The organism is Azospirillum rugosum (assembly GCF_017876155.1).
Classification (GTDB): Bacteria; Pseudomonadota; Alphaproteobacteria; order Azospirillales; family Azospirillaceae; genus Azospirillum; species Azospirillum rugosum.
In genome coordinates this window covers 281,133-301,354 of sequence record NZ_JAGINP010000006.1, presented here as the reverse complement: position 1 = coordinate 301,354, position 20,222 = coordinate 281,133, and the positions used below count along the sequence as shown (strand labels likewise).

Annotated in this window: 19 protein-coding genes, 1 pseudogene and 1 riboswitch; of the genes and pseudogenes, 7 read left to right on the top strand and 13 right to left on the bottom strand. The window is 68.5% G+C overall.

Going from position 1 to position 20,222, the window contains the following annotated elements; translation table 11 throughout:
• The 5 genes and pseudogenes from J2851_RS11155 to J2851_RS36685 form a co-directional block, all read right to left on the bottom strand.
• Positions 1-621 carry a YitT family protein gene (locus J2851_RS11155; protein WP_343206568.1) on the bottom strand — a complete coding sequence of 207 codons (621 nt, stop codon included), beginning with the start codon at positions 619-621 and terminating at the stop codon, positions 1-3.
• A 148-nt stretch (positions 622-769) separates the two neighbouring features.
• Positions 770-1,498: a Crp/Fnr family transcriptional regulator gene (locus J2851_RS11150; RefSeq protein WP_209766334.1), complete on the bottom strand. Its 729-nt coding sequence runs from the start codon at positions 1,496-1,498 to the stop codon at positions 770-772.
• Positions 1,499-2,041: 543 nt separating this feature from the next.
• The gene (locus J2851_RS36525) at positions 2,042-2,896 is read right to left on the bottom strand and encodes a patatin-like phospholipase family protein (protein WP_343206567.1); all 855 of its coding nucleotides are present in this window, start codon (positions 2,894-2,896) and stop codon (positions 2,042-2,044) included.
• A 13-nt stretch (positions 2,897-2,909) separates the two neighbouring features.
• Positions 2,910-3,146 (bottom strand): annotated as a pseudogene (locus J2851_RS36690) (patatin-like phospholipase family protein); the annotation flags it as partial.
• A gap of 42 nt (positions 3,147-3,188) precedes the next feature.
• A complete protein-coding gene (locus J2851_RS36685; protein ID WP_425514293.1) occupies positions 3,189-3,377 on the bottom strand; it encodes an SDR family NAD(P)-dependent oxidoreductase in 189 nt (62 codons plus the stop codon).
• 128 nt (positions 3,378-3,505) lie between these two features.
• Between J2851_RS36685 and J2851_RS11135 the strand changes: the two genes are divergently transcribed.
• Together J2851_RS11135 and mepA are read left to right on the top strand one after the other, a co-directional pair.
• Positions 3,506-4,054, top strand: coding sequence for an ankyrin repeat domain-containing protein (locus tag J2851_RS11135; RefSeq protein WP_209766332.1), 549 nt, complete (start codon positions 3,506-3,508; stop codon positions 4,052-4,054).
• Between the two features lie 94 nt (positions 4,055-4,148).
• Positions 4,149-4,991 (top strand): penicillin-insensitive murein endopeptidase, encoded by an 843-nt coding sequence (gene mepA, locus J2851_RS11130; protein ID WP_246500583.1) that lies wholly within the window; start codon positions 4,149-4,151, stop codon positions 4,989-4,991.
• Between the two features lie 51 nt (positions 4,992-5,042).
• On the opposite strand, the gene ribB is transcribed toward mepA, so the two are convergent.
• Positions 5,043-5,705, bottom strand: coding sequence for a 3,4-dihydroxy-2-butanone-4-phosphate synthase (gene ribB / locus J2851_RS11125; RefSeq protein ID WP_209766330.1), 663 nt, complete (start codon positions 5,703-5,705; stop codon positions 5,043-5,045).
• A 138-nt stretch (positions 5,706-5,843) separates the two neighbouring features.
• Positions 5,844-5,998, bottom strand: a riboswitch (FMN riboswitch).
• 538 nt (positions 5,999-6,536) lie between these two features.
• On the opposite strand from ribB, the gene J2851_RS11120 reads away from it, so the two are divergent.
• Together J2851_RS11120 and J2851_RS11115 are read left to right on the top strand one after the other, a co-directional pair.
• Positions 6,537-7,481 (top strand): IS110 family RNA-guided transposase, encoded by a 945-nt coding sequence (locus J2851_RS11120; RefSeq protein ID WP_209766329.1) that lies wholly within the window; start codon positions 6,537-6,539, stop codon positions 7,479-7,481.
• 527 nt (positions 7,482-8,008) lie between these two features.
• Entirely contained in the window at positions 8,009-9,208 is a 1,200-nt protein-coding gene (locus J2851_RS11115; RefSeq protein WP_209766328.1) for an IS256 family transposase, read from the top strand.
• A 106-nt stretch (positions 9,209-9,314) separates the two neighbouring features.
• On the opposite strand, the gene J2851_RS11110 is transcribed toward J2851_RS11115, so the two are convergent.
• Positions 9,315-10,976, bottom strand: coding sequence for an alpha-amylase family protein (locus J2851_RS11110; protein ID WP_209766327.1), 1,662 nt, complete (start codon positions 10,974-10,976; stop codon positions 9,315-9,317).
• A gap of 227 nt (positions 10,977-11,203) precedes the next feature.
• On the opposite strand from J2851_RS11110, the gene J2851_RS11105 reads away from it, so the two are divergent.
• The gene (locus J2851_RS11105; RefSeq protein WP_209766326.1) at positions 11,204-12,367 is read left to right on the top strand and encodes a calcium-binding protein; all 1,164 of its coding nucleotides are present in this window, start codon (positions 11,204-11,206) and stop codon (positions 12,365-12,367) included.
• Here the strand turns inward: J2851_RS11105 and rsmD are convergent.
• From rsmD to J2851_RS11090, 3 genes are all read right to left on the bottom strand, one after another.
• Positions 12,358-12,933 (bottom strand): 16S rRNA (guanine(966)-N(2))-methyltransferase RsmD, encoded by a 576-nt coding sequence (gene rsmD, locus J2851_RS11100; RefSeq protein ID WP_209766325.1) that lies wholly within the window; start codon positions 12,931-12,933, stop codon positions 12,358-12,360. The genes J2851_RS11105 and rsmD overlap by 10 nt on opposite strands.
• On the bottom strand, positions 12,914-14,107 hold the full coding sequence (locus J2851_RS11095) for a pseudouridine synthase (protein ID WP_209766324.1): 1,194 nt from the start codon (positions 14,105-14,107) through the stop codon (positions 12,914-12,916). Before J2851_RS11095 ends, rsmD begins: the two co-directional genes overlap by 20 nt.
• A 61-nt stretch (positions 14,108-14,168) precedes the next feature.
• On the bottom strand, positions 14,169-14,378 hold the full coding sequence (locus J2851_RS11090) for a dodecin (RefSeq protein WP_209766323.1): 210 nt from the start codon (positions 14,376-14,378) through the stop codon (positions 14,169-14,171).
• A 133-nt stretch (positions 14,379-14,511) separates the two neighbouring features.
• Here J2851_RS11090 and J2851_RS11085 point away from each other — a divergent pair, with 133 nt between their 5' ends.
• Positions 14,512-14,952 carry a nucleoside deaminase gene (locus J2851_RS11085; protein WP_209766358.1) on the top strand — a complete coding sequence of 147 codons (441 nt, stop codon included), beginning with the start codon at positions 14,512-14,514 and terminating at the stop codon, positions 14,950-14,952.
• Between the two features lie 135 nt (positions 14,953-15,087).
• Here J2851_RS11085 and J2851_RS11080 read toward each other — a convergent pair whose 3' ends face one another.
• The 3 genes from J2851_RS11080 to purD form a co-directional block, all read right to left on the bottom strand.
• Positions 15,088-16,530 carry an ImmA/IrrE family metallo-endopeptidase gene (locus J2851_RS11080; RefSeq protein ID WP_209766322.1) on the bottom strand — a complete coding sequence of 481 codons (1,443 nt, stop codon included), beginning with the start codon at positions 16,528-16,530 and terminating at the stop codon, positions 15,088-15,090.
• Positions 16,530-16,931 (bottom strand): hypothetical protein, encoded by a 402-nt coding sequence (locus J2851_RS11075; protein ID WP_209766321.1) that lies wholly within the window; start codon positions 16,929-16,931, stop codon positions 16,530-16,532. The genes J2851_RS11080 and J2851_RS11075 overlap by 1 nt, the downstream gene beginning before the upstream one ends.
• 118 nt (positions 16,932-17,049) lie before the next feature.
• Complete coding sequence (gene purD / locus J2851_RS11070; protein WP_209766320.1) at positions 17,050-18,339, bottom strand: phosphoribosylamine--glycine ligase; 1,290 nt, start codon at positions 18,337-18,339, stop codon at positions 17,050-17,052.
• 57 nt (positions 18,340-18,396) lie between these two features.
• Here purD and xseA point away from each other — a divergent pair, with 57 nt between their 5' ends.
• Positions 18,397-20,016, top strand: coding sequence for an exodeoxyribonuclease VII large subunit (xseA, locus tag J2851_RS11065; protein ID WP_209766319.1), 1,620 nt, complete (start codon positions 18,397-18,399; stop codon positions 20,014-20,016).
• The last annotated feature ends 206 nt before the right edge of the window (positions 20,017-20,222 follow it).

The following is a 20,222-nucleotide window of genomic DNA, read 5'->3' as shown; positions in this document are numbered from 1 at the left end:
TCAGCTGACGCCGAGGTAGCGGCCCGGCTTGTGGTTGATCGCCAGCAGCATGTTGACGATGGCAGCACCCAGCACCGACAGCAGCAGCCGGTCGGTCTCCAGCACGAAGAAGGCGGCGGCCACGATCACCAGGTCGACCGCCAGCTGGAAATAGCCGGCCCGGACGCCGAAGCGCTCCTGCAGGTAGATGGCCAGGATGTTCAGGCCGCCGAGGCCGGTGCGGTGGCGGAACAGCATCAGCAGGCCGCTGCCGCACAGGGCGCCGCCCATCACCGTCGCGTAGACGGGGTCGAGGTGGCTGAAGCCGATCCAGCTGTCCGTCATCCGCGAGAATCCCGCCACCATGCCCACCGCGATGAAGGTGCGCAGGGTGAATTGCCAGCCCATGCGCTTCCACGCCAGCGCGTAGAAGGGCAGATTCACCAGGAAGAACAGCGCCCCGAAGCCGAACGGCGTCACGTAGCTGAGCAGCAGCGCCGCCCCCGCGACTCCGCCGGTCAGCAGCATCGTCTTCCCGTAGATCGCCGTGCCCAGCGCCACGAACAGCGTGCCCATCAGCAGGGCGAGCGCGTCCTCGTAAAGCCGGTGCCGCTCGGTCGCCGGCGGCTGGGCGGCGGACATCGCGGCGCTCATCGAAGGGCCGCGACGATGGCGGCAGGCAGGGCGTCATGCATCGTCGGTGGTCCGGTTGGCCTTCTGGAAGGGGTGGGCGGTTCCGGATTGTAGACGAAAAGCCGGCCGCGCCGCCATCCTGAGCGCCACGGCCTCGTCACGGCGTCCGCTTCCCCCTGGGATCGGAATAGGCCTCCCCTTTCGGGATCAGGCGGCGGAATTCGTCGCGGGTGATCCGGTAGCAATCGCACGCGACATCCTCCAGCCCGTCCGGGTCGAGGATGGTGATGCGCCCCCGCGTGTAGGCGATCAAGCCCGCGTTTTGCAGAAGCTTCGCCGTGACGGTCACGCCGGCCCGCCGCACGCCGAGCATGATGGCCAGATACTCCTGGGTGAGTGGAAAATCGTCGCCGACGCGATCACGGCACATCAGCAGCCAGCGCGCGCAGCGCTCCTCGATGGTGTGCAGGCGGTTGCAGGCCGCCGATTGGGCAACCTGGTTGAAGTGCGCCTGGGTGAACCGCAGGAGCTTGCCGCGAAGCGTGTCGCTCTGGCGGACCGCCGCCTTGAACGCGGCGGACGGCATCCGCCAGCCGTTGCCCGGGATCTGGATGTCGCATTGGCAGGGCATCCGGTCCGCTTCCAGCAGAACGGGCGTGCCGACCATCCCCTCGTTGCCGATGGTGCCGACCTCCACCGTGTCGCCATCCGGAAGGGTGTTGAGCAGCGACGCGCACCCCTGCTCGATGAAGTGGATGTGCGTGATGACCTCGTCAGGCCTGAACAGCGTCAGCTTGTGCGGAAGGGCTATGGGCTCCAGGTGGGGCCGGATCAAGGCCTCCTCCGATGCCGAAAGGCTGCTGAGGATGAAATTGCGGCTTTCCATGGGGCTCCCTCTGCGCGGTAGCGTACCGACCGTCGCCGCAGCGCCCCCTATTCTGCATCGTCGATGATCAGGAGCAGGGGGTGTCCCAACCATGGACGATCGGGAATACGAGTTTCTGAAGCGGCGGCATCACGACCTCATGCGGCGGGCGCAGGAGGCCATCGAGCAGTCCCGCCTCCTCCGCCGATCGGCCCGTTCGTTCGCCCAAGGCGAAAAAGCCCGCAACGCCCGGAGTCCGGACCGGAGCGAGTCCCAGGGCGAGCCGGCTGACCCCGTTGCGGAGGGCAGCCCCGCGGGAGCGGCGAAGTCCGGAAAGGGAGCCTAACGACCCCCACGATCATCGAGCGGCGACCGCCCGACGAGGGAGCCGTGCAGGACGCGGCACGGCCCCCTCCCCAGCATCGGTCCGAGACATGCCTCGAGGAGCGGGAGGCACGCGTTCAACAAGACCGCGCACCGTTCGGCACTCCGACCCGCTGGACATACGCCGGGGGACAAAGGCCGATATCGCTTTCGTGACGGCACAAGGCTGCCGCTGCCCTCTCATTGGACGCCCGCCGCCTCGCCGCCGGCCAGCCGGACGGCGAACTCCCCCGGCGCCGCGCGCTGCCCGTCCAGGCCGCGCAGAGCCGCCTCCATCGCCGCCCGTCCGGCGTCCCAGCGCTCCGCCAGGACCGGCCGGGAATAGTCGAAGGCCCGCAGTTCGACATCCCGCGAAACCGGGGCAAGGCTCAGCAGCAGGAGCGTGGTCGCGCCGTCGCCGTCCTTCGCCCCCTCCGCCAGGGCGGAGGCGACGTCCGCGTCGCCGCGCCGCCCTTCCGGAAGCCGCTCGCCCAGACGCCGCAGGTGGCGGCGCAGCTCGTGGACGCGCCGCAAGGACCGGACCGCCTGGGCGGATTGGCTGCTGAGCAGCAGGTCGAGCTGCCGGTCCATGGCCTGCCCCACCGTCCGCGGACGGCCGCCCGAACGGCGGAACAGGTCGATGGCGATGCACAGCCGGTCTTCGTCTGAGGGCTCCTCAAGGGCGGCTTCCAGCGGCAGGTTCGCGGCCATGCCGCCGTCGCCGAGCAGGCGCCCGTCCATCTCCACCGGCGGGAAGAAGGGGATGAAGCCGCTGCAGGCCAGCAGGTGGTCCGGGCCGAGCCGCACCTTGTCGGTGTCGAAATGGACCTCCTCGCCGGTCGTCACGTCCACCGCCACGATGGTCAGGCGCACATCCCCGCCGTTCAGGCGTTCGAAGTCGACCACACGCTCCAGCGTGGCGCGCAGGGGGGGCCAGATCGTACAGGCTCGTGTCGCCGGGCATGCCCGGCAACAGGGACAGCCCGCCCGGAAAGCGCGGTCGGAAGACGGTGGGGCTGCCCAAGAGCGGTGATGGCAGGACCCGCGCCCGCGCATCGGTCCAGAGCCCGGCCCCAAAACGCCACGCAACCCCGTCCCGCGCCGCGCTGTCCCAGAAGCGGCGCAGGCGGTCCACGCGCGTTTCGGGAGGGTTGCCGAAGAAGATGGCGGCGTTGACGGCGCCGGTGGAGGTCCCGACGATCCGCTCCGGCTGCAAACCCCGGTGATCCAGCGCCTCAAGGACACCCCCCTGGTAGGCGCCGAGCGCGCTTCCCCCCGACAGCACGAGCGTGATCCGCTCCGCCATTGTGATGGCTCCAATCCGACAGTGAAGGATGCGGTGACGGGCTCACGCCCGGTGGCCGGGCACGGAACGCCACTGCCGCGACGCCATCAGGCCGAGCGGAACGCCGACCAGCGCCAGCGTGGCGAGCAGGACGGTGGCACCCCGCCCGGCAAAGGCATGGGCCGTGGCGCGGCCGATCCCGCTCGACGCGCCCGTGATGACGACGACCCTTCCCGCAAAGGACCGGTCCATGGCGTTCTCCTGCCTGCTTGCTGCGTTGCAACAACAAGGGGCCCGGAGATCCGTCACGGAGCCACGAAACCGACCCGCGCGTTCCCGTGTTCCCTTCGGACACGGGGCAGCGGGGAAGGGGGGAGAGAATGGGCACGAACCCAAGCGAGGAAGCCGGCAAGCCCTTGCCGGCCTTGGACGACCAGACGCTCGCCTTCGTCGCGCGCGTGTTCGGCTTCGCCCGCGGCGGCCACGCCCGGGAACTGGGCGAGCTGCTCGACCAGGGGCTGCCCGCCAACCTGCGCAACGAGCGCGGCGACAGCCTGCTCATGCTGGCCGCCTATCACGGCCATGGGGAGGCGGTGCGCGTCCTGCTGGAGCATGGGGGCGATCCGAACCTCGGCAACGATCGCGGCCAGACGCCGCTCGCCGCGGCCGCCTTCAAAGGGGAGATGGAGGTTGTGCAGCGCCTGCTGGACGCCGGCGCCCTCGTGGACGGCTGCGGGCCGGATGGGCGGACGGCGCTGATGACGGCGGCCATGTTCGGCCGCACCGCCATCGTCGACCTCCTGCTGGCGCGCGGCGCCTCCGCCGATACCCGGGACGCCGGCGGGAACACCGCCTATGACGCCGCGCTGGCGATGGGGGCCGCCGAGACGGCGGAGCAGCTGGAGCGCGCCGCCCGCCGGGGCGGATAACCAAGCTTCCGCGCCTCGTCCCACGCTTGCAACGCTCAGTCCTCCGGTTCCGTGCTACGGTCGGGTTCGGTCCAAGGAGGAAGAGCCCGTGGTCATGCGTCGATGCCGTTCCATCGCCCTGCTGGCGGTCCTGTGCGGGGCGTGGTCCGCCGGCGCCCTCGCCGCGGATCCGGCGATTACCCCGGCAGCTCTGCCATCGCTGGCGCGTCCGTCCGCGGCGCAGCCGATCGGCGGCTACGCCAACGGCTGCATCCGCGGCGCCGAGACCTTGCCGCCGGAGGGGACCGGCTATCAGGCGGTCAACCTGTCGCGGAACCGCAACCACGGGCACCCGGACACCGTCGCCTTCGTCCAGGACCTCGCCCGCCGTGCCACGGCCGAGCGTCTCGGACGGCTGGCCATCGGAGACATGTCGAAGACCTTCGGCGGCCGGATGGAGACGGGGCACACCAGCCACCAGATCGGCCTCGACGTCGACGTGTGGTTCGACCTCGACGAGCCGCCCCTGGCGCGGCAGGATCGGGAGCGCACGGATTTCCCGACCATGGTGAACCTGAAGGCGCAGCGCGTCTTCCCGGACCGGTTCGGCCCCCGGCAGGCGCGCCTTCTGGAACTGGCGGCGACCAGCCCGAAGGTCGCGCGCGTCTTCGTGAACCCGGCGATCAAGCTGGCCCTCTGCGCGGGGGAGCGCGGCGACCGCTCCTGGCTCCGCAAGATCCGCCCCTGGGCCGGGCATGACTCGCATTTCCACGTGCGGCTGGACTGCCCGGCCGGCGCGACGGCCTGCCTGTCGCAAGATTCCATCCCGCCGGGCGACGGCTGCGGGCAGGAACTGCTGAGCTGGTTCGAGCCGCCGAAAGAGACGCCGGTCCCCCGCCAGCCCAAGCCCATTCCCGCACCGCCGGCCGCCTGCCTGGCCGTCCTGGCGGGCAACTGAAAACAAGGTGGACGGGGGCTCCGCCGCGCAAGCGAAGCCCCCGTTCCGGCGCTACGCGACCGAACGCAGCTGCCGGACCTCGACCAGGTCGGCGATGCTGACCATCGGCATGCCGTGACGCTCCGCGAAGGCCACCAGCTCCGGCAGGCGGGCCATGGTGCCGTCGGGGTTCATCACCTCGCAGAGCACGCCCGCCGGCTTGAGGCCGGCCAGCGTGGTCAGCTCGATGGTGGCCTCCGTATGGCCGCGCCGCGCCGCAAGCCCGCCGGCGTGCGCGCGGATCGGGAAGACATGGCCCGGCCGCGCGAGGTCGTCCGGCGTGCAGCCGTCGGCGATGGCGGTGCGGATGGTGGTGACGCGGTCGGCCGCCGACACGCCGGTGCTTACCCCCTCCCGCGCCTCGATGGAGACGGTGAAGGCCGTGCCGAAGCGGGCCGTGTTGGAACCCACCATCGGCGGCAGGTCGAGCCGCCGCAGATGCTCGTCGGGCAGGATCAGGCAGACGATCCCCGATCCTTCGCGGATCAGCAGGGCCATCTGGTCGGTGGTGATGGTCTCGGCGGCGTAGATGACGTCGCCTTCGTTCTCGCGGTCCTCGTCGTCCACGACGACCACGCCGCCACCCCGGCGGATGGCCTCGACGGCGCGGGACACGCGCTCTTCCGCGGTGCCGAAGCGGTCGAGGAGGTTGGTGCTGGCAATGATCTGATTCATGGTTCTCACTCCGGTTGGGGCGAGCCTGAATCAGGGCGCAAAGAGTCTTCCGGCGGCGCCGAGGGTTTCCCCCCGGCGACCACCGGCGCAGGCCACCGGTCGCGCCCCGCCTTTACGGCGGGCCACGGCCTGGGGCCGGCTCGTCCTCTTCCATCCGGACTGTAACCGTCGGCTCCGGCGTCTCACCGGATCTGCTGACCCCAAGGCCCTTTCGGGCCCTAGGCGCTCGCGGGCTCTCCCTCTCGCGAGGGACTACCGCCGGTCGGGATTTTCACCCTGCCCTGAGAACAAGCGTCTGTGTTGCCGCTCCCGATCGGAAACGGCGGGCCCAGGGTCGGACGACGGAACGGGGAAGTCAAGCCTGCGCGGTCCTCTCCGGGACCATCGCAGTTGGCGACAGGAGTCCATCCATTGGACCATCGTCAATCCCCGCGAAGGCGCTACGGCATTCACATATCTCGCAGGCGCGTTTCGCATTCGCAGCAGGATATGTATGCCAAGAGGCGAGTAGCCCCTCTCCCTTGAGGGGAGAGGGGTTGGGGTGAGGGTGGCAGCCGGCCTCGGCCGGCCAGAAGCTTCGTTGTTGCTCAACCTTAAAGACTCGTTTCCGGGCTACCGCCCGTAAGCGACCCCTCACCCCAACCCCTTGTGTGTTCTGGAGAGTGCTACAAAGGGTCCGGACGGCGCGTTGGCCGCGCGCCGTCCGGGTTGACTGACCCTGTAAACCCCTGGGCCGCGAGGCCGTATGAGAGCGTGAGGGCGGTCAGCCTTCCTTGAAGTCCGAACGGTTGCACGGGCCGTGAGCCCGCACCACAAGGAAGGAACACAAGGATGACACAAAGCGCTGTGTTCGTCGGCATCGATTGTGGCAAGGACTGCCTCGATGTTGCGCTGTATCCCACGGGGCAATGCCGGCGCGTGGACAACACCGAGGCGGGCCGGCGCGCCCTGATCACTTGGCTGTCGGGCCACGCGGTGGCGCTGGTCGGGATCGAGGCGAGCGGCGGTTACGAGCGCGCGGTGCGTGATGCGCTGGAGGCCGCCACCATCGCGGTTGCCGTGCTCGACCCCGCCCGGGTGCGCCACTTTGCCAAGGCCAAGGGCGAGCGGGCCAAGACCGACCGCCTCGACGCCGCGCTGATCGCCGAGTTCACCGCCCGGTTCCTGCCGCCCGCCACACCGGCGGACCGAGAGCGCGAGCAACTGGCCGGGCTGTTGGGGATGCGCCGTCTGCTGGTGGACAAGCGGGCCGACCTCCGGAAGAGCCTGGGACGGCTGGCGGAGGACCTGCAAGCCTTGGCCGCTCCGGCGTTGGAAGCGCTGGACGAGGCGGTGGAGCGCGTGGAGGCGGAACTGGCCCGGCGGACCCGGGCGGCCGCGGCCTTGGCGAAGACGGTCAAGGCGTTGCGCAGCGCTCCGGGCGTCGGTGCGTTGACCGCGCTCACCGTGGCCGTGCGGATGCCGGAGTTGGGGCGGCTGTCCGGAGCGCAGGCGGCGGCCTTGCTGGGGGTGGCGCCCTATCCCGACGACAGCGGGCGGCGCCACGGCCCGCGCCGCATCGCCGGCGGCCGCGGCGATGTCCGACAAGCGCTGTACATGGCGGCGCTGGGGGCGGCGACCCGCGCACGCACGGGCGTGCTGGCCGAGTTCTATGCGCAGCTGATCAAGCGGGGCAAGCCGCCCAAGGTGGCGCTCACCGCCTGCATGCGCAAGCTGATCGTCCGCCTCAACGCCATGCTCGCCACCGGCCAGGAGTGGGTCGAAAAGGCCGGCTGAGAAGCCGACGGTCGGCGCGCGTCGCCGACCGCATGCCAAACCCTTCGAACCGCGGGCGCGCACCGGTCAAGGCCAACGCCGCCCGAATGGGCGGGCGCGCGCCAGCGCGAGCCTTGACCGGGAGCACCCGCGGTTCACTCCCCTTCATCGAAAACACGGTTGCTCTCCCCCAAGGGGAGAGGGGCTTTTTCTTTGCTGATCAATGCACTACCGCATCCGCGAGATGTGTGAATGCCGTAGCGCGAAGGCGGGGATCCAGGCCTCCGCGCTACGTTCCCCTCACGGAACGTTCTGGATCCCCGCCTTCGCGGGGATGACGGGTGTCTTATGAAAGGAGCGTTCTCTCCGAGTGCAATCGCCCGCGCCGGTCGTGTCCCATTGCGTGGTGTAAGAGCTGTGGGGAACCGGCCCGCCGCAGCGCCCCCAAAGCTGGCGGAGGCGGGCTGGTTGTCCACAGCGGAGCGGTCATCGAGGTTCTTCGGTAGAGTCTGGTCACCACACCTCAACCCACACGAAGGGTAACCCCGATGACCGAAGAGATGATGACGCTTCGTTCGATGCTTGAGAAGGGCACGGATGCCGACGTGCTGCGCGAGATGATCGGCTTTGCCGCCGAGCGCCTGATGGAACTGGAGGTGCAGGCGCTGACCGGCGCCGGCCACGGCGAGCGGGCACCCGGCCGGCTGGTCCAGCGCAACGGCTATCGCGAGCGCGACTGGGAAACCCGCGCCGGCACCGTCGAGCTGCGCATCCCCAAGCTGCGCCAGGGTTCGTATTTCCCCGGTTTTCTGGAGCCCCGGCGCATGGCCGAGAAGGCGCTGACCGCGGTGATCCAGGAGGCCTACGTCCAGGGCATCTCGACGCGCTCGGTGGACGATCTGGTCCAGGCCATGGGCATGAGCGGCATCTCCAAGAGCCAGGTCAGCCGGCTGTGCGCGGAGATCGACGAGCGGGTGAAGACCTTCCTGGGCCGCCCCATCGAAGGCGACTGGCCCTACCTGTGGCTGGACGCGACCTACGTGAAGGTGCGCCAGAACGGCCGCATCGTCTCGGTCGCCGTGACCATCGCGGTGGCGGTGAACACCGATGGCCGGCGCGAGGTGCTGGGCATGGACATCGGCCCGTCCGAAGCCGAGACCTTCTGGATCGAGTTCCTGCGCAAGCTCAAGCGCCGTGGCCTGAACGGCGTCAAGCTGATCATCTCCGACGCCCACGGCGGCATCAAGGCGGCGGTGCGGCGGGTCTTCCAGGCGACCTGGCAACGCTGCCGCGTGCATTTTTCCCGGACCGCGCTCGCCCACGCCGGCAAGAGCGGGCGCCGCGTCGTGGCCGCCTTCATCGCTACCGCCTTCGCCCAGGACGATGCCGCCGCGGCCCACGCGCAATGGTGCCAAGTCGCCGATCAGGTCCGCGCCAAGCTGCCCAAGCTGGCGGCCTTGATGGATGAAGCGGAAGAGGACGTTTTGACCTACATGACGTTCCCGAAGGAACATCGGGCCAAAATCCACTCAACGAGCCCCATCGAACGTCTCAACGGCGAGATCAAGCGCCGCACCGAGGTCGTCGGTATATTTCCGAACGAAGAGGCGATTACACGGCTTATCGGTGCCATTCTCTTGGAGCAGAACGACGAATGGGCCGTGCAACGCGCCCGCTACATGACCCTGGAAACCATCGCTCCACTCGGCGATGATGCGGCCATCAGCCTGCCAGCCGTGGCCGCCTGATCCCCCGGCCAGATCGCGGGGAACCATGATGATTGGCTCGCCCAATCCTACACCACGCCACGGGACACGATCCCCGCGCCCCGCCCCCACCCCGTGGGATGGGCCATCAGCTCTCCGTCCGGCGCAGCAGGTAGTCCAGCCCGCCCTCCCGGTACCAGCGGTAGCCGTAGGCCTCGATCACCAGATGGTGCTTGCCGTCGTCGCCGGGGTCGCTGTGATCTTCCGTCAGCAGGTTGACGAGACGGTCCGACTCCCCCACCCCGCCGACGGCCAGCGCGATCTCCTTGGGCTTGTCGTCGAGGTTGTGGATGATCACGACCGAATTGTTCTTCCAGTCGTAGCGCATGGCCAGCACGGCCGGGGAGCCGGTCGGCAGGATTTCGAAGTCGCCCCAGCCGATCTCCGGGCATTCCTTGCGCATGCGGATCATGCGCTCGGTCCAGTTCAGCAGCGCCGCCGGGTCGCGGCGCTGGCGGGCGGCGTTGATGCGCTCGTAGCCGAAGACGCCGCCGCTGATCACCGGCAGGATCGGCTTGTCCGACTTGGTGAAGCCTCCGTGGGGCTCGTCCGACCACTGCATGGGTGTGCGGGCGCAATTGCGCTCCGGCAGGGACAGGTCATCGCCCATGCCGATCTCGTCGCCGTAGCGGATGACCGGCGTGCCCGGCAGGGTGAACAGCAGGCTGTAGGCCAGTTCCAACCGCCGCCGGTCGCCGTGCAGCATGGGCGCCAGCCGGCGGCGGATGCCGCGGTCGTAGAGCTGCATGTCCTTGTCCGGCCCGAAGACCTCGAAGACGCGCTTGCGCTGCTCGTCGTCCAGCCGTCCCAGGTCCAGCTCGTCATGGTTGCGCAGGAACTGGCCCCACTGGGCAGTGGCGGGGCGCGGCTTGGTCGCCTTCAGCGCCTTTACCAGAGGCCGCGTGTCGGCGGCGGCCATGGCGTAGAACAGGTTCTGGTTGACCTGGAAGTTGAACACCATGTGCATGCGGTCGCCGTCGTCGCCGAAATACTCCAGGTCGGTGTCCGGCAGCACGTTGGCCTCCGCCAGGATCATGGCGTCGCCGCAGCGCCACTGCACGAATTCCCGGAACATGCGGAGCATGTCGAACTGCTCCTTCGGCTTCTTCACGTCCGGCCCCTTGGTGGAGATGATGAAGGGCACGGCGTCCATGCGGAAGCCCGACACGCCCAGCTCGATCCAGAAGCCCATGACCTTCAGCAGTTCCGCCTGCACCTCCGGGTTGGAGGTGTTGAGGTCCGGCTGGAACTCGTAGAAGCGGTGGAAGTAATAGGCCTCCGCCTCCTTGTCCCAGGTCCAGGTCGTCTTCTGCACTCCGGGGAAGACCATGCCCTCGTCGGCGTTGGACGGCTTCTTGTCGGACCAGACGTACCAATTCCGGTACTTGGAGTTCGGATCCCTACGCGCCGCCTGGAACCAGGGATGCTGGTCGGAGGTGTGGTTGATGACGAGGTCGATGATGAGCCGGATGCCGCGCTGCTTGCAGGCGTGGCTGAACTCCACGAAGTCGCCCAGCGTGCCGTAGCGCGGGTCGACGTTGTAGTAGTCGGCGATGTCGTAGCCGTCGTCTTTCATGGGCGATGGCTGGAACGGCCCCAGCCACAGGCAGGTCACGCCGAGCCCGTGCAGATAGTCCAGCCGCCGCTGAAGCCCCTGGAAATCGCCGATCCCGTCGCCGTCGGCGTCCATGAAGGTGCCGACCGCCAGATTGTAGATGACCGCGTTCTTGTACCAAAGGTCCTTGATCATGCCCCCGTCCCCCAAACCGGTCTGCGACGTCCTAGGCGGACAACAGCGCCGACCGGCCAAGGTGCCCGGACGCCATAACTCCTACGACCAAGGGCGTCCTACGCCGGTCATCATTTGGTTAAGGTATAGTTAAGGTCACAAGAAGGCCCCCCAAACTGCCCGCATGATGCCCCAGGTCGGCCGGGGGCCGGACGCAGGATGACATCGGGGATTTGGGGGTCAGCGCCATGAAGAACCAAAAGAAGGCCGTCAGCTACTCGCTCGGCAACGCCGTCTCGTCGCCGTCCGGCACACAGACTGCCACCCCGCTAGCGACCCCGACGGCAGCGCTCGCCGGCGCCCCGGCGGCCTTTGCGCCCGCCTCCGTCAACTACACCGAGACCCGGGCCGATGGCGGCTTTTCCTGGGACGTGAAGTACGACCTGGGCTTCGACGGTTCGGCCTTCACGGTGCAGACGCGCATCCACCTGCAGGGCGGCACCGCCGGCAGCCTCCAGCAGGTGTGGGAACAGGGGATCGAGAACCTCTGGAACAACAAGTTCAGCCTGTCGGACGGCACCAACAGCTACGGCATCCGCTTCGATGTGCAGTTCGTGGCCGCGGGGACCCAGCAGTACGACGTGAACGTCATCAACGCCAACGGCCGCTGCGACATGCTGAACTGGTACACCGAGACCGACTGGGGCCCGGATTACCAGGACGAGCTGGCGGCGCATGAGTTCGGGCACATGATCGGCTGCTTCGACGAGTATGCGGGCGGCGCCACCTACGGCAACTTCGCGGCCCCCGGCACGATCATGTCGGACCTCACCGGCACGCTGCGCCCCAACTACATGAACTCCATCGACTATTACGCGGAGATGTTCACCGGCCGGACCTACAGCATCGTCGACGCGCCCAAGGACCAGACCCTGAACGGCGGCGCGGCCAACGACACCCTTTACGGCGGCGCCGGGAACGACGCGCTGTACGGGCTGGGCGGGAATGACGAGCTGTGGGGCACCGACGGGCGCGACACGCTGTGGGGCGGCGACGGCAAAGATTCGCTGCACGGCGGGGCGGGCGACGACCTGCTCCACGGCGGCGCGGGGACCGACCTGCTGATGGGCGACCTCGGCAACGACACGCTGTGGGGGGACGCCGGCAACGACACGCTGTGGGGCGGCGCCGGGGCCGACGTCTTCGTCTTCACGCGCGGCGGCGGGCGCGACCGCATCGCCGACTTCAGCAGCGCGCAAGGCGACCGCATCAACCTGACCAAGGGCATGACCTACAGCCTGGGCACCGACGGCAGCGGCAGCGCCGTGCTCGACTTCGGCGGCGGCGACCAGCTGACCCTGGCCGGCCTCGCGCGCAGCCAGGTCACCGCGGGCCTGTTCACCTACTCCTGAGCGGGCTCATAACGCAGGAAGACGACGCGGGTGTCGCCGTAGCGGCGCTCGTCCAGGATGGTGAAGCCCGGCGGCGGGGGCAGCGGGTCGCGGTCCCCGACCTCCACGACCAGCACGGCGCCGGGCGCCAGCCAGCTGGCCTTTGCCAGCCCTTCCATCGCCTGCGGCGCCAGATCCTGGCCGTAAGGGGGGTCGAGGAAGGCAAGCGTGCAGGGACGACGCGGGGCCGGCGGCCGGGTGGCGTCGGCGCGCAGCACGGCGGCGCGCTCCCCCTCCCCCAGTTCCGCGATGTTGGCGCGGACGGCGTCCAGGGCGGCGCGGCCCATGTCGAGGAAGCTGCCATGCGCGGCGCCCCGCGACAGCGCCTCAAGCCCCAGGGCGCCGGTGCCGCAGAAGGCGTCCACCAGGACGGCGCCCTCGACCGGGTCGGCGCCGTCCAGCCCCCAGTCCGCGTGGGCCAGGATGTTGAAGATGGATTCGCGGGTGCGGTCGGTGGTCGGCCGCGTGTCGCGCCCGGCCGGGGCGGCCAGCCGCCGGCCGCGGTGCCTACCGCCGACGATCCGCACGGGCCCGCTCCGGCCGTCCGCCGCCCTCTGTTCTTCCGCCGCCGTCGGTCTTTCCGGGGCCGCCGCGCCCACCGGGGCCGCGCGGCTTCGGGCCCTGGGGACCGCCACCGGGCTTCGGCTTTCCCCCCTTCAGGCTGAGCGTGCCCCGTCCTTCTCCCGACGGAGCACCCGCCGCAGGCTTCGCCGGGCCAGGCTTGGCCGGGCCACGGCGCCCAGGGGCAACCTTGGACGCGGCCTTCGGCTCCGCCTTCGCCCAGCCGGCCTTGGCGTCGCGCGGCTTGGCCGCCTTTGCCGGAGCCTTCACCGGAGCCTTGGCCGACGCTGTCGCGCCTTCCGCCTTCGCCGCGGCCTTGCCGCCGTTCCGACCACCGGTCTTGGGCTTCGCCTCCTCCGCCGGGTCGGCGCCGGTGAAGAAGCGGGAGACCTGCTCCCGCACCACGCGCTTCGGCACCTCCTCGACGGCGCCCTCCTCCAGCTTGCCCAGCTGGAAGGGGCCGTAGGCGACGCGGATCAGGCGGTTCACCTGGAGGCCCAGCGCCTCCATCACCTTGCGGATCTCGCGGTTCTTGCCTTCCTTCAGGCTGACCGTCAGCCAGGCGTTGCGGCCCTGGATGCGGTCAAGCGCCGCCTCGATCGGGCCGTACTTCACGCCCTCGATGGTCGGGCCCTTCTCCAGGTCGGCCAGCTTCTTCTCGTCGACCTCGCCGAAGACGCGCACGCGGTACCGACGCGTCCAGCCCGTGGCCGGCAGCTCCAGGAAGCGGGCCAGTTCCCCGTCGTTGGTCAGCAGCAGCAGCCCTTCGGTCGTCAGGTCGAGGCGGCCGATGGAGATCACGCGCGGCATGTCCGGCGGCAGCCGCTCGAAGACGGTGGCGCGCCCCTTCTCGTCGCGGGCGGTGGTGACCAGGCCCGACGGCTTGTGATAGCGCCACAGGCGGGCCGGTTCCGGCTCCGGAATGACCTTGCCGTCCACCTGCACGATGTCGCCCGGCCGCACCACGCAGGCCGGGCTGTCGAGCGTCGTGCCGTTGACGGCGACGCGGCCTTCGGTGATCCAGCGCTCGGCGTCGCGGCGCGAGCACAGGCCCGCGCGCGCCAGCCGCTTGGCGATTCGCTCGCCGGCATCAGGCTCGGCGGCAGTCTGTTCGGAATGTTCGAGATCGGGGCTGTCCATGGGCACGGACCATAGGGCTTGACCGTTCCGGCCGCAACCCATGGCACAGCACTTTGTTCCGTTATTCTTCCAGCCGGAAGCCGACCTTCAGAACGACCTGGAACTGCGCGACTGTCCCGCCCTGAACGTTGCCGCGGATCTCCCCCACCTCGAACCAGTCGACGTTCTTCAGCGTCTTGGCGGCGCGCTGGATCCCGTTGCGGATCGCGTCGTCGATGGAGGTGTCCGCCGTGCCGACGATTTCGACCTTCTTGTAGACGTGGTTGTCCATGGGATGCCTCCTGCGTTGGATTGGGCCGGCGTGGCGCCGACCTTGGTCTCAACAGCGCGGGATGGAGATCCGCTCCTTGACGACGGCGGAAGCCGCCCGCCATCTTGCGGTGATGCGCGCACACCCCTCCCCCATGGAAGCCGCCTTCGCGGAAGCCGAGGCCGCCGCCGCCCGCGGCGAGGTGCCGGTCGGCGCCGTCGTGGTCGATCCGGCGACCGGCGCCGTGCTCGGCCGCGCCGGCAACCGGACGGAGGAGCTGAACGACCCCACCGCCCACGCCGAGGTTCTGGCCATCCGCCAGGCCTGCGCCGCGCTGGGGGAGCCGCGCTTGCCCGGCCTCGACCTCTACGTCACGCTGGAGCCCTGCGCGCTCTGCGCCGCCGCGATCAGCTTCGCCCGGCTGCGCCGCGTCTATTTCGGCGCCTACGACCCCAAGGGCGGCGGCGTGGAGCACGGCCCGCGCTTCTACACCCAGCCCACCTGCCATCATGCGCCGGAGGTCTACGGCGGCATCGACGAGACGCGGGCGGGGGATATGCTGCGGGAGTTCTTCAGGGGGAGGCGGCCCGGCTGAGGGCTTTGCTTCACAACTGATGAGCCGACATAAAGCGTGCGCGGGTCAGGCAACAGAATGATCCTATCGAATGGGTCATTCTTTAAAATGATTGACCGTCACTCCCACGACCGGAACAACCTGAAGTGAAACTTTTTAAAACAGGTTTTGAGGAGAAGATACGTACTGACGCAGAATGGCCTTATCGGAGTCGCTGAGACGACCTTCGATTTTCGACCGCTTCAATTGCCACACGACGATTTCGTTGCTGACATTAAAGGCCAGGGCGATGGATTCAACCCACCGTCCCAATTCCATATCACGGGAGAAGCGATTCGCCAGGAAATTGGACGGCAGCAGGAACTCGGCGGCAAAGGCCCGCGCCCGCTTCTCCACATCATCGTCATCGACACCCCCTACCACATCGGCAAACGGCAGACCGTTGTGGTAGTCAAAAATGAGATGGCATATCTCGTGAGCTAGAGTTGCACGCTTGCCGCTTTCCCGACGGTTTCGGCTGCTCTCCGCGTTCAGCAGAACGACAGGCCCTAATTCCTCCCCCCAGCAGGAGACGGCGTCGATCCCATCATCGGCAAAATCCAGCTGAATCACGGGCACGTCCCAGCGCATCAGGATCGCCGCCGGGTCAATGGCCTTCAGCGATGCCTCGCTCAAACCCGACGGAAACAACTGCTTATGCAGCCATTCAGCCAGTTCGCGGCCAGCTTGAGCGGGCTTTCGATCACGCGGGGTCACGGGCTTCGCCGCACGCAATCTCTCCAAGTCTGGAGACGACACCTTCGGCTGCCTGCGAAGGGTGGTCAGAACCGTCCGGGCGCTTTCCGGGGACATGGACGCGTTCCAGGCCATTCTGGCGGCCGCCAATATGGGAGTCTCGCGAACCTTGCGGTACTCACCGTTGTAAAAAGAACTCAGGTTATCATTCGCCGCGACCTTACGCAGGAATTCACCGCTCGCGCCGGTATAGAGGCGTGCGGCCGCTTCCGAAAATTCGGGGAGCCTTGCATCCCATTCACGTACCCGCTCGACGGCAATCGGATCGTCAATTCCGCGAAGACGATCTGCGATTTGATTTCCAATACCGGTCAACATCTGAACGAACAGATTATAATCAAAATATTCCGAGAAATCTTTTCCACTGACGACAATCAGGTGATTCTGGCGCATAACGAAGACATCTGGCACCACAAGTCCCTCAACCGCCCGGGCGATGTTGTGGCGGTTCTCAAACCAGAACACCTTCTCTTCTTCGTCGAGATAGCGCTCCTCCAAAATGGCCCCGGCCCGCCGCTCCATCTCCCAACGGCGGTCGGCAGTCGCACGGAGAAGATGCGGCAAAAACGGCTTCACGGGCAGTGGGTAATGCTGCTCCAGGGTCAACGCCAGCCAGTTCTCGGAAAGGAATGCCAGAAGATCGATCCAGTGCCAATGGACGCCAAGATCGTCGGTTCTCCCCCACACGACGTGCGTTCCGACGCGCAACACCGCCTCGCCCGCGGTCGCTGTGAAAGCCGTACCGGCTGGCGCTTCATTGTCCCACCGGATGCTCAGATCGAATACGGGGTTGTTCTGGGTCATTACGGGTTATCCGCGAACCACGTTTGTATGGCACTCAAGCAATTTTTCTGCTGCGCCTTTTCCAACAGCCGGCGCTGCATCCGAGCCGTCATATCCCGAGACCGCGGCCCACGACATGGGTAAGCATGGTACGACTTGCCCGGGTTGGTTTCCACAGCCTTGTAAATCACACCGTCGTGAATGTTGTAAAAATATTTCGGATGTTCTTTGAACCATTCGGGTGGGCTGTCCGGGATACCGTCATTCAAGAGAGCCTCGGCCTGCTCAATATCGATGTTCGCCGGACATTTTCCCTCAGGGTTGCCAGCCCTGTCGGTCACGAAGCCGGCGTGATCCTCATTCCATTCATGCTTGATTTTCCGGTCACGCGCATCACGCTTTGGCTCATAGGAAAAACGCATGCCACTCACTCGCACAAGCCCATGCTTTCGACAGAAGGGTATAACCAGAAAGGAGAAAAAGGAAAGTCGAAATTCAACTCCCGCTCGGCGCAAGGTCATCCCCTCACCGACTCTCCCGTCAGCGCCCCACCGCCCGCCAGCCGATGTCGCGGCGGCAGAAGCCGTCCGGCCAGTCCAGCGCGTCCACGGCCGTGTAGGCGCGCTTCTGCGCCTCGGCCACGGTCGGAGCCAGCGCCGTCACGCCCAGCACGCGGCCGCCGGTGGACAACACCCGGCCATCGTCGGCGCGCTTCGTGCCGGCGTGGAAGACGGTCACGCCCTCCACCGCGTTGGCGGCCTCAAAGCCCCGGATCTCCGTGTTCTTGACGTAGTCGCCGGGGTAGCCCTTGGCGGCCATGACGACGCAGAGCGCGGTCTGGTCGTGCCAGCGCAGGTCGATGTTCTTCAGCTGTCCGTCGGCAGCGGCAACCAGGGCGGCGAGCGCGTCGGACTTCAGGCGCATCATCAGCGTCTGGCATTCCGGGTCGCCGAAGCGGACGTTGAACTCCAGCGTCTTCGGCACCGGGTTGCCGGCGGCGTCCTTCACGATCATCAGGCCGGCGAACAGCACGCCCTTGAAGGGGCGGCCCTCGGCGGCCATGCCGCGGACGGTCGGATCGACGATCTCGCGCATCACGCGGGCCTGGAGGTCGGGCGTCAGGGCCGGGGCCGGGGAGTAGGCGCCCATGCCGCCGGTGTTCGGGCCGGTGTCGCCGTCGCCGACCGCCTTGTGGTCCTGGGCGGAGACCAGCGGCAGGGCCGATTCGCCGTCGCACAGCGCGAAGAAGCTGACCTCCTCCCCTTCCAGGAACTCCTCCACCACCACTTCCGCCCCGGCGGCGCCGAAGCGGCCCTGGACCAGGGCCTCGTCGATGGCGGCGAAGGCCTCCTCCTCCGTGCGGGCGACGGTCACGCCCTTGCCGGCGGCCAGCCCGTCGGCCTTCACCACGATGGGGGCGCCGTTCTTGCGGACGAAGTCCTTGGCGGCCTCCACCTCCTTGAAGCGGCCATAGGCGGCGGTCGGCACGCCGTACTTGGCCAGGATGTCCTTCATGAAGCCCTTGGAGCCCTCAAGCTCCGCCGCCGCGGCGCTGGGGCCGAAGGCCTTGATGCCGATGGCGGTCAGCTTGTCCACGAGGCCGAGGACCAGCGGCCCCTCCGGCCCGACGACGACGAAATCGATCGCGTTGTCACTGGCAAAGCGGACCAGCGAGTCCACATCCTCGGAACCGATGGCGACGCAGTCCGCGACGTCCGCGATTCCGGCGTTGCCGGGGGCGCAGTACAGCTTGTCGCAGAGCGGCGAGTTCTGAATGGCCCAGCACAGCGCGTGCTCGCGCCCACCCGACCCGACGACCAGGACTTTCATGGCACCCCGTCCTTCCACGCTTGTTGCCGACACCGCGCCTTGTATCATGGTGCCGCCATGACTCAAGACCTTGATCATACGCCGCTGATCGCGGCCGAGCCGCGCCCCGGCTCCAACCTGCCGGAATATTCGGTCGGCGACCTCGCCCGGCGCCTGAAGCGCACGATCGAGGACGAGTTCGGCTTCGTCCGGGTGCGCGGGGAGATCTCGCAGCCCAAGAAGCACAGCTCCGGCCACTGCTATCTGCGGCTCAAGGACGACACGGCGGTGATCGAGGCGGTCTGCTGGCGCGGCACTGTGTCGAAGCTGGCGATCCGGCCGGAGGAAGGGCTGGAGGTCATCGTCACCGGGCGCATGACCACCTACCCGGGCCGCTCGCAGTACCAGCTGGTCATCGAGTCGATGGAGCTGGCCGGCGAAGGCGCCCTGCTGAAGATGCTGGAGGAGCGCAAGCGGCGACTCGCCGCGGAAGGGCTGTTCGACCCGGAGCGCAAGAAGCCCATCCCCTTCCTGCCCGACGTCATCGGCGTGATCACGTCGCCCACCGGGGCGGTCATCCGCGACATCCTGCACCGGCTGCACGACCGCTTCCCGCGCCGGGTGCTGCTGTGGCCCGTCGCCGTGCAGGGGGAACGGGCGGCGGCCGAGGTGACCGCGGCGATCGAGGGCTTCAACCGCATCCAGCCGGGGGGCCGGGTGCCGCGGCCCGACTTGCTGATCGTGGCGCGCGGCGGCGGCTCGCTGGAGGACCTGATGGCCTTCAACGAGGAAAATGTGGTCCGCGCGGCGGCGGCCAGCCGCATCCCGCTGATCTCCGCGGTTGGGCACGAGACCGACACGACGCTGATCGACTTCGCCTCCGACCGCCGCGCGCCGACCCCGACCGCGGCAGCGGAAATGGCCGTGCCGGTGCGGGCGGAGCTGCTGGCCCAGGTGCTGGATGACGAACGCCGCCTGCTCGGCTGCGCCAACCGGCTGATCGCGGAACGGCGCACGCGCGTCGAAGGGCTTGCCCGCGGCCTGGGCGACCCGCGCGCCCTGCTGGAGGGCCACGCGCAGCGGCTGGACGACCGTGCGGAGCGGCTGGCGCTCGCCGCCGCCAGCCTGCTGGAGCGCCGCCGCACCCGTGTGGGTGAGTTGGGCGCGAAGCTCCGCCACCCGCGGGAGAAGCTGATGCAGGCGGGCGAGCGGCTCGCGTCGGAAAGCCGCGCGCTGGACGGTGCGCTGCGGCAGGCGGTCATGGCCGCGCGCGGCCGGTACGAGCGGGTGGGCGCCCGGCTGACGCTCGGCCCCGTGCGCATCCGCGTCAGCGAGGGCGGCCGTCGGCTGGAGGATCTGAAACCCCGGCTGGAGCGCAGCTACGGCAAGGCCGTGGAGGACCGGGCGGCCAAGCTGGGCGGGGTCGGGCAGCTGCTGGAAAGCTATTCCTACAAGGGCGTGCTGGCGCGTGGATTCGCCCTGGTGGAGGCGGCGGACGGCAAGCCCCTGACCAGCGCGGCGCAGGCCGTGCCGGGCCTGTCGGTGTCGCTGGTCTTCGCCGACGGCAAGGCCGCCGCGACCGTGGATGGCGCGCCGAGGGTGGAGCCGCCGAAGGAGGCTCCGAAGCCTAGGGCCGAGAAGCCCAAGGCGGAGCCGAAAAAGCCCACGCGGGCGCCGGTGCAGGGCAGTTTGTTCTAGCGGCTGCGGAAATCGTCGCGTTGGGCCCCCACCCAACCCTCCCCCACTTCGCGGGGGAGGGCTTTCAGGGTCGCGCAGCGGCAGTTCCCTCCCTCGCCGAAGGTGGGGGAGGGTTAGGGTGGGGGCCCAACGCGACACGCCATGCCCCATGACAGCAATCGTAGGTTGGGTGGAGCCGCAGGCGCAACCCAACAGACCTAGCAAGG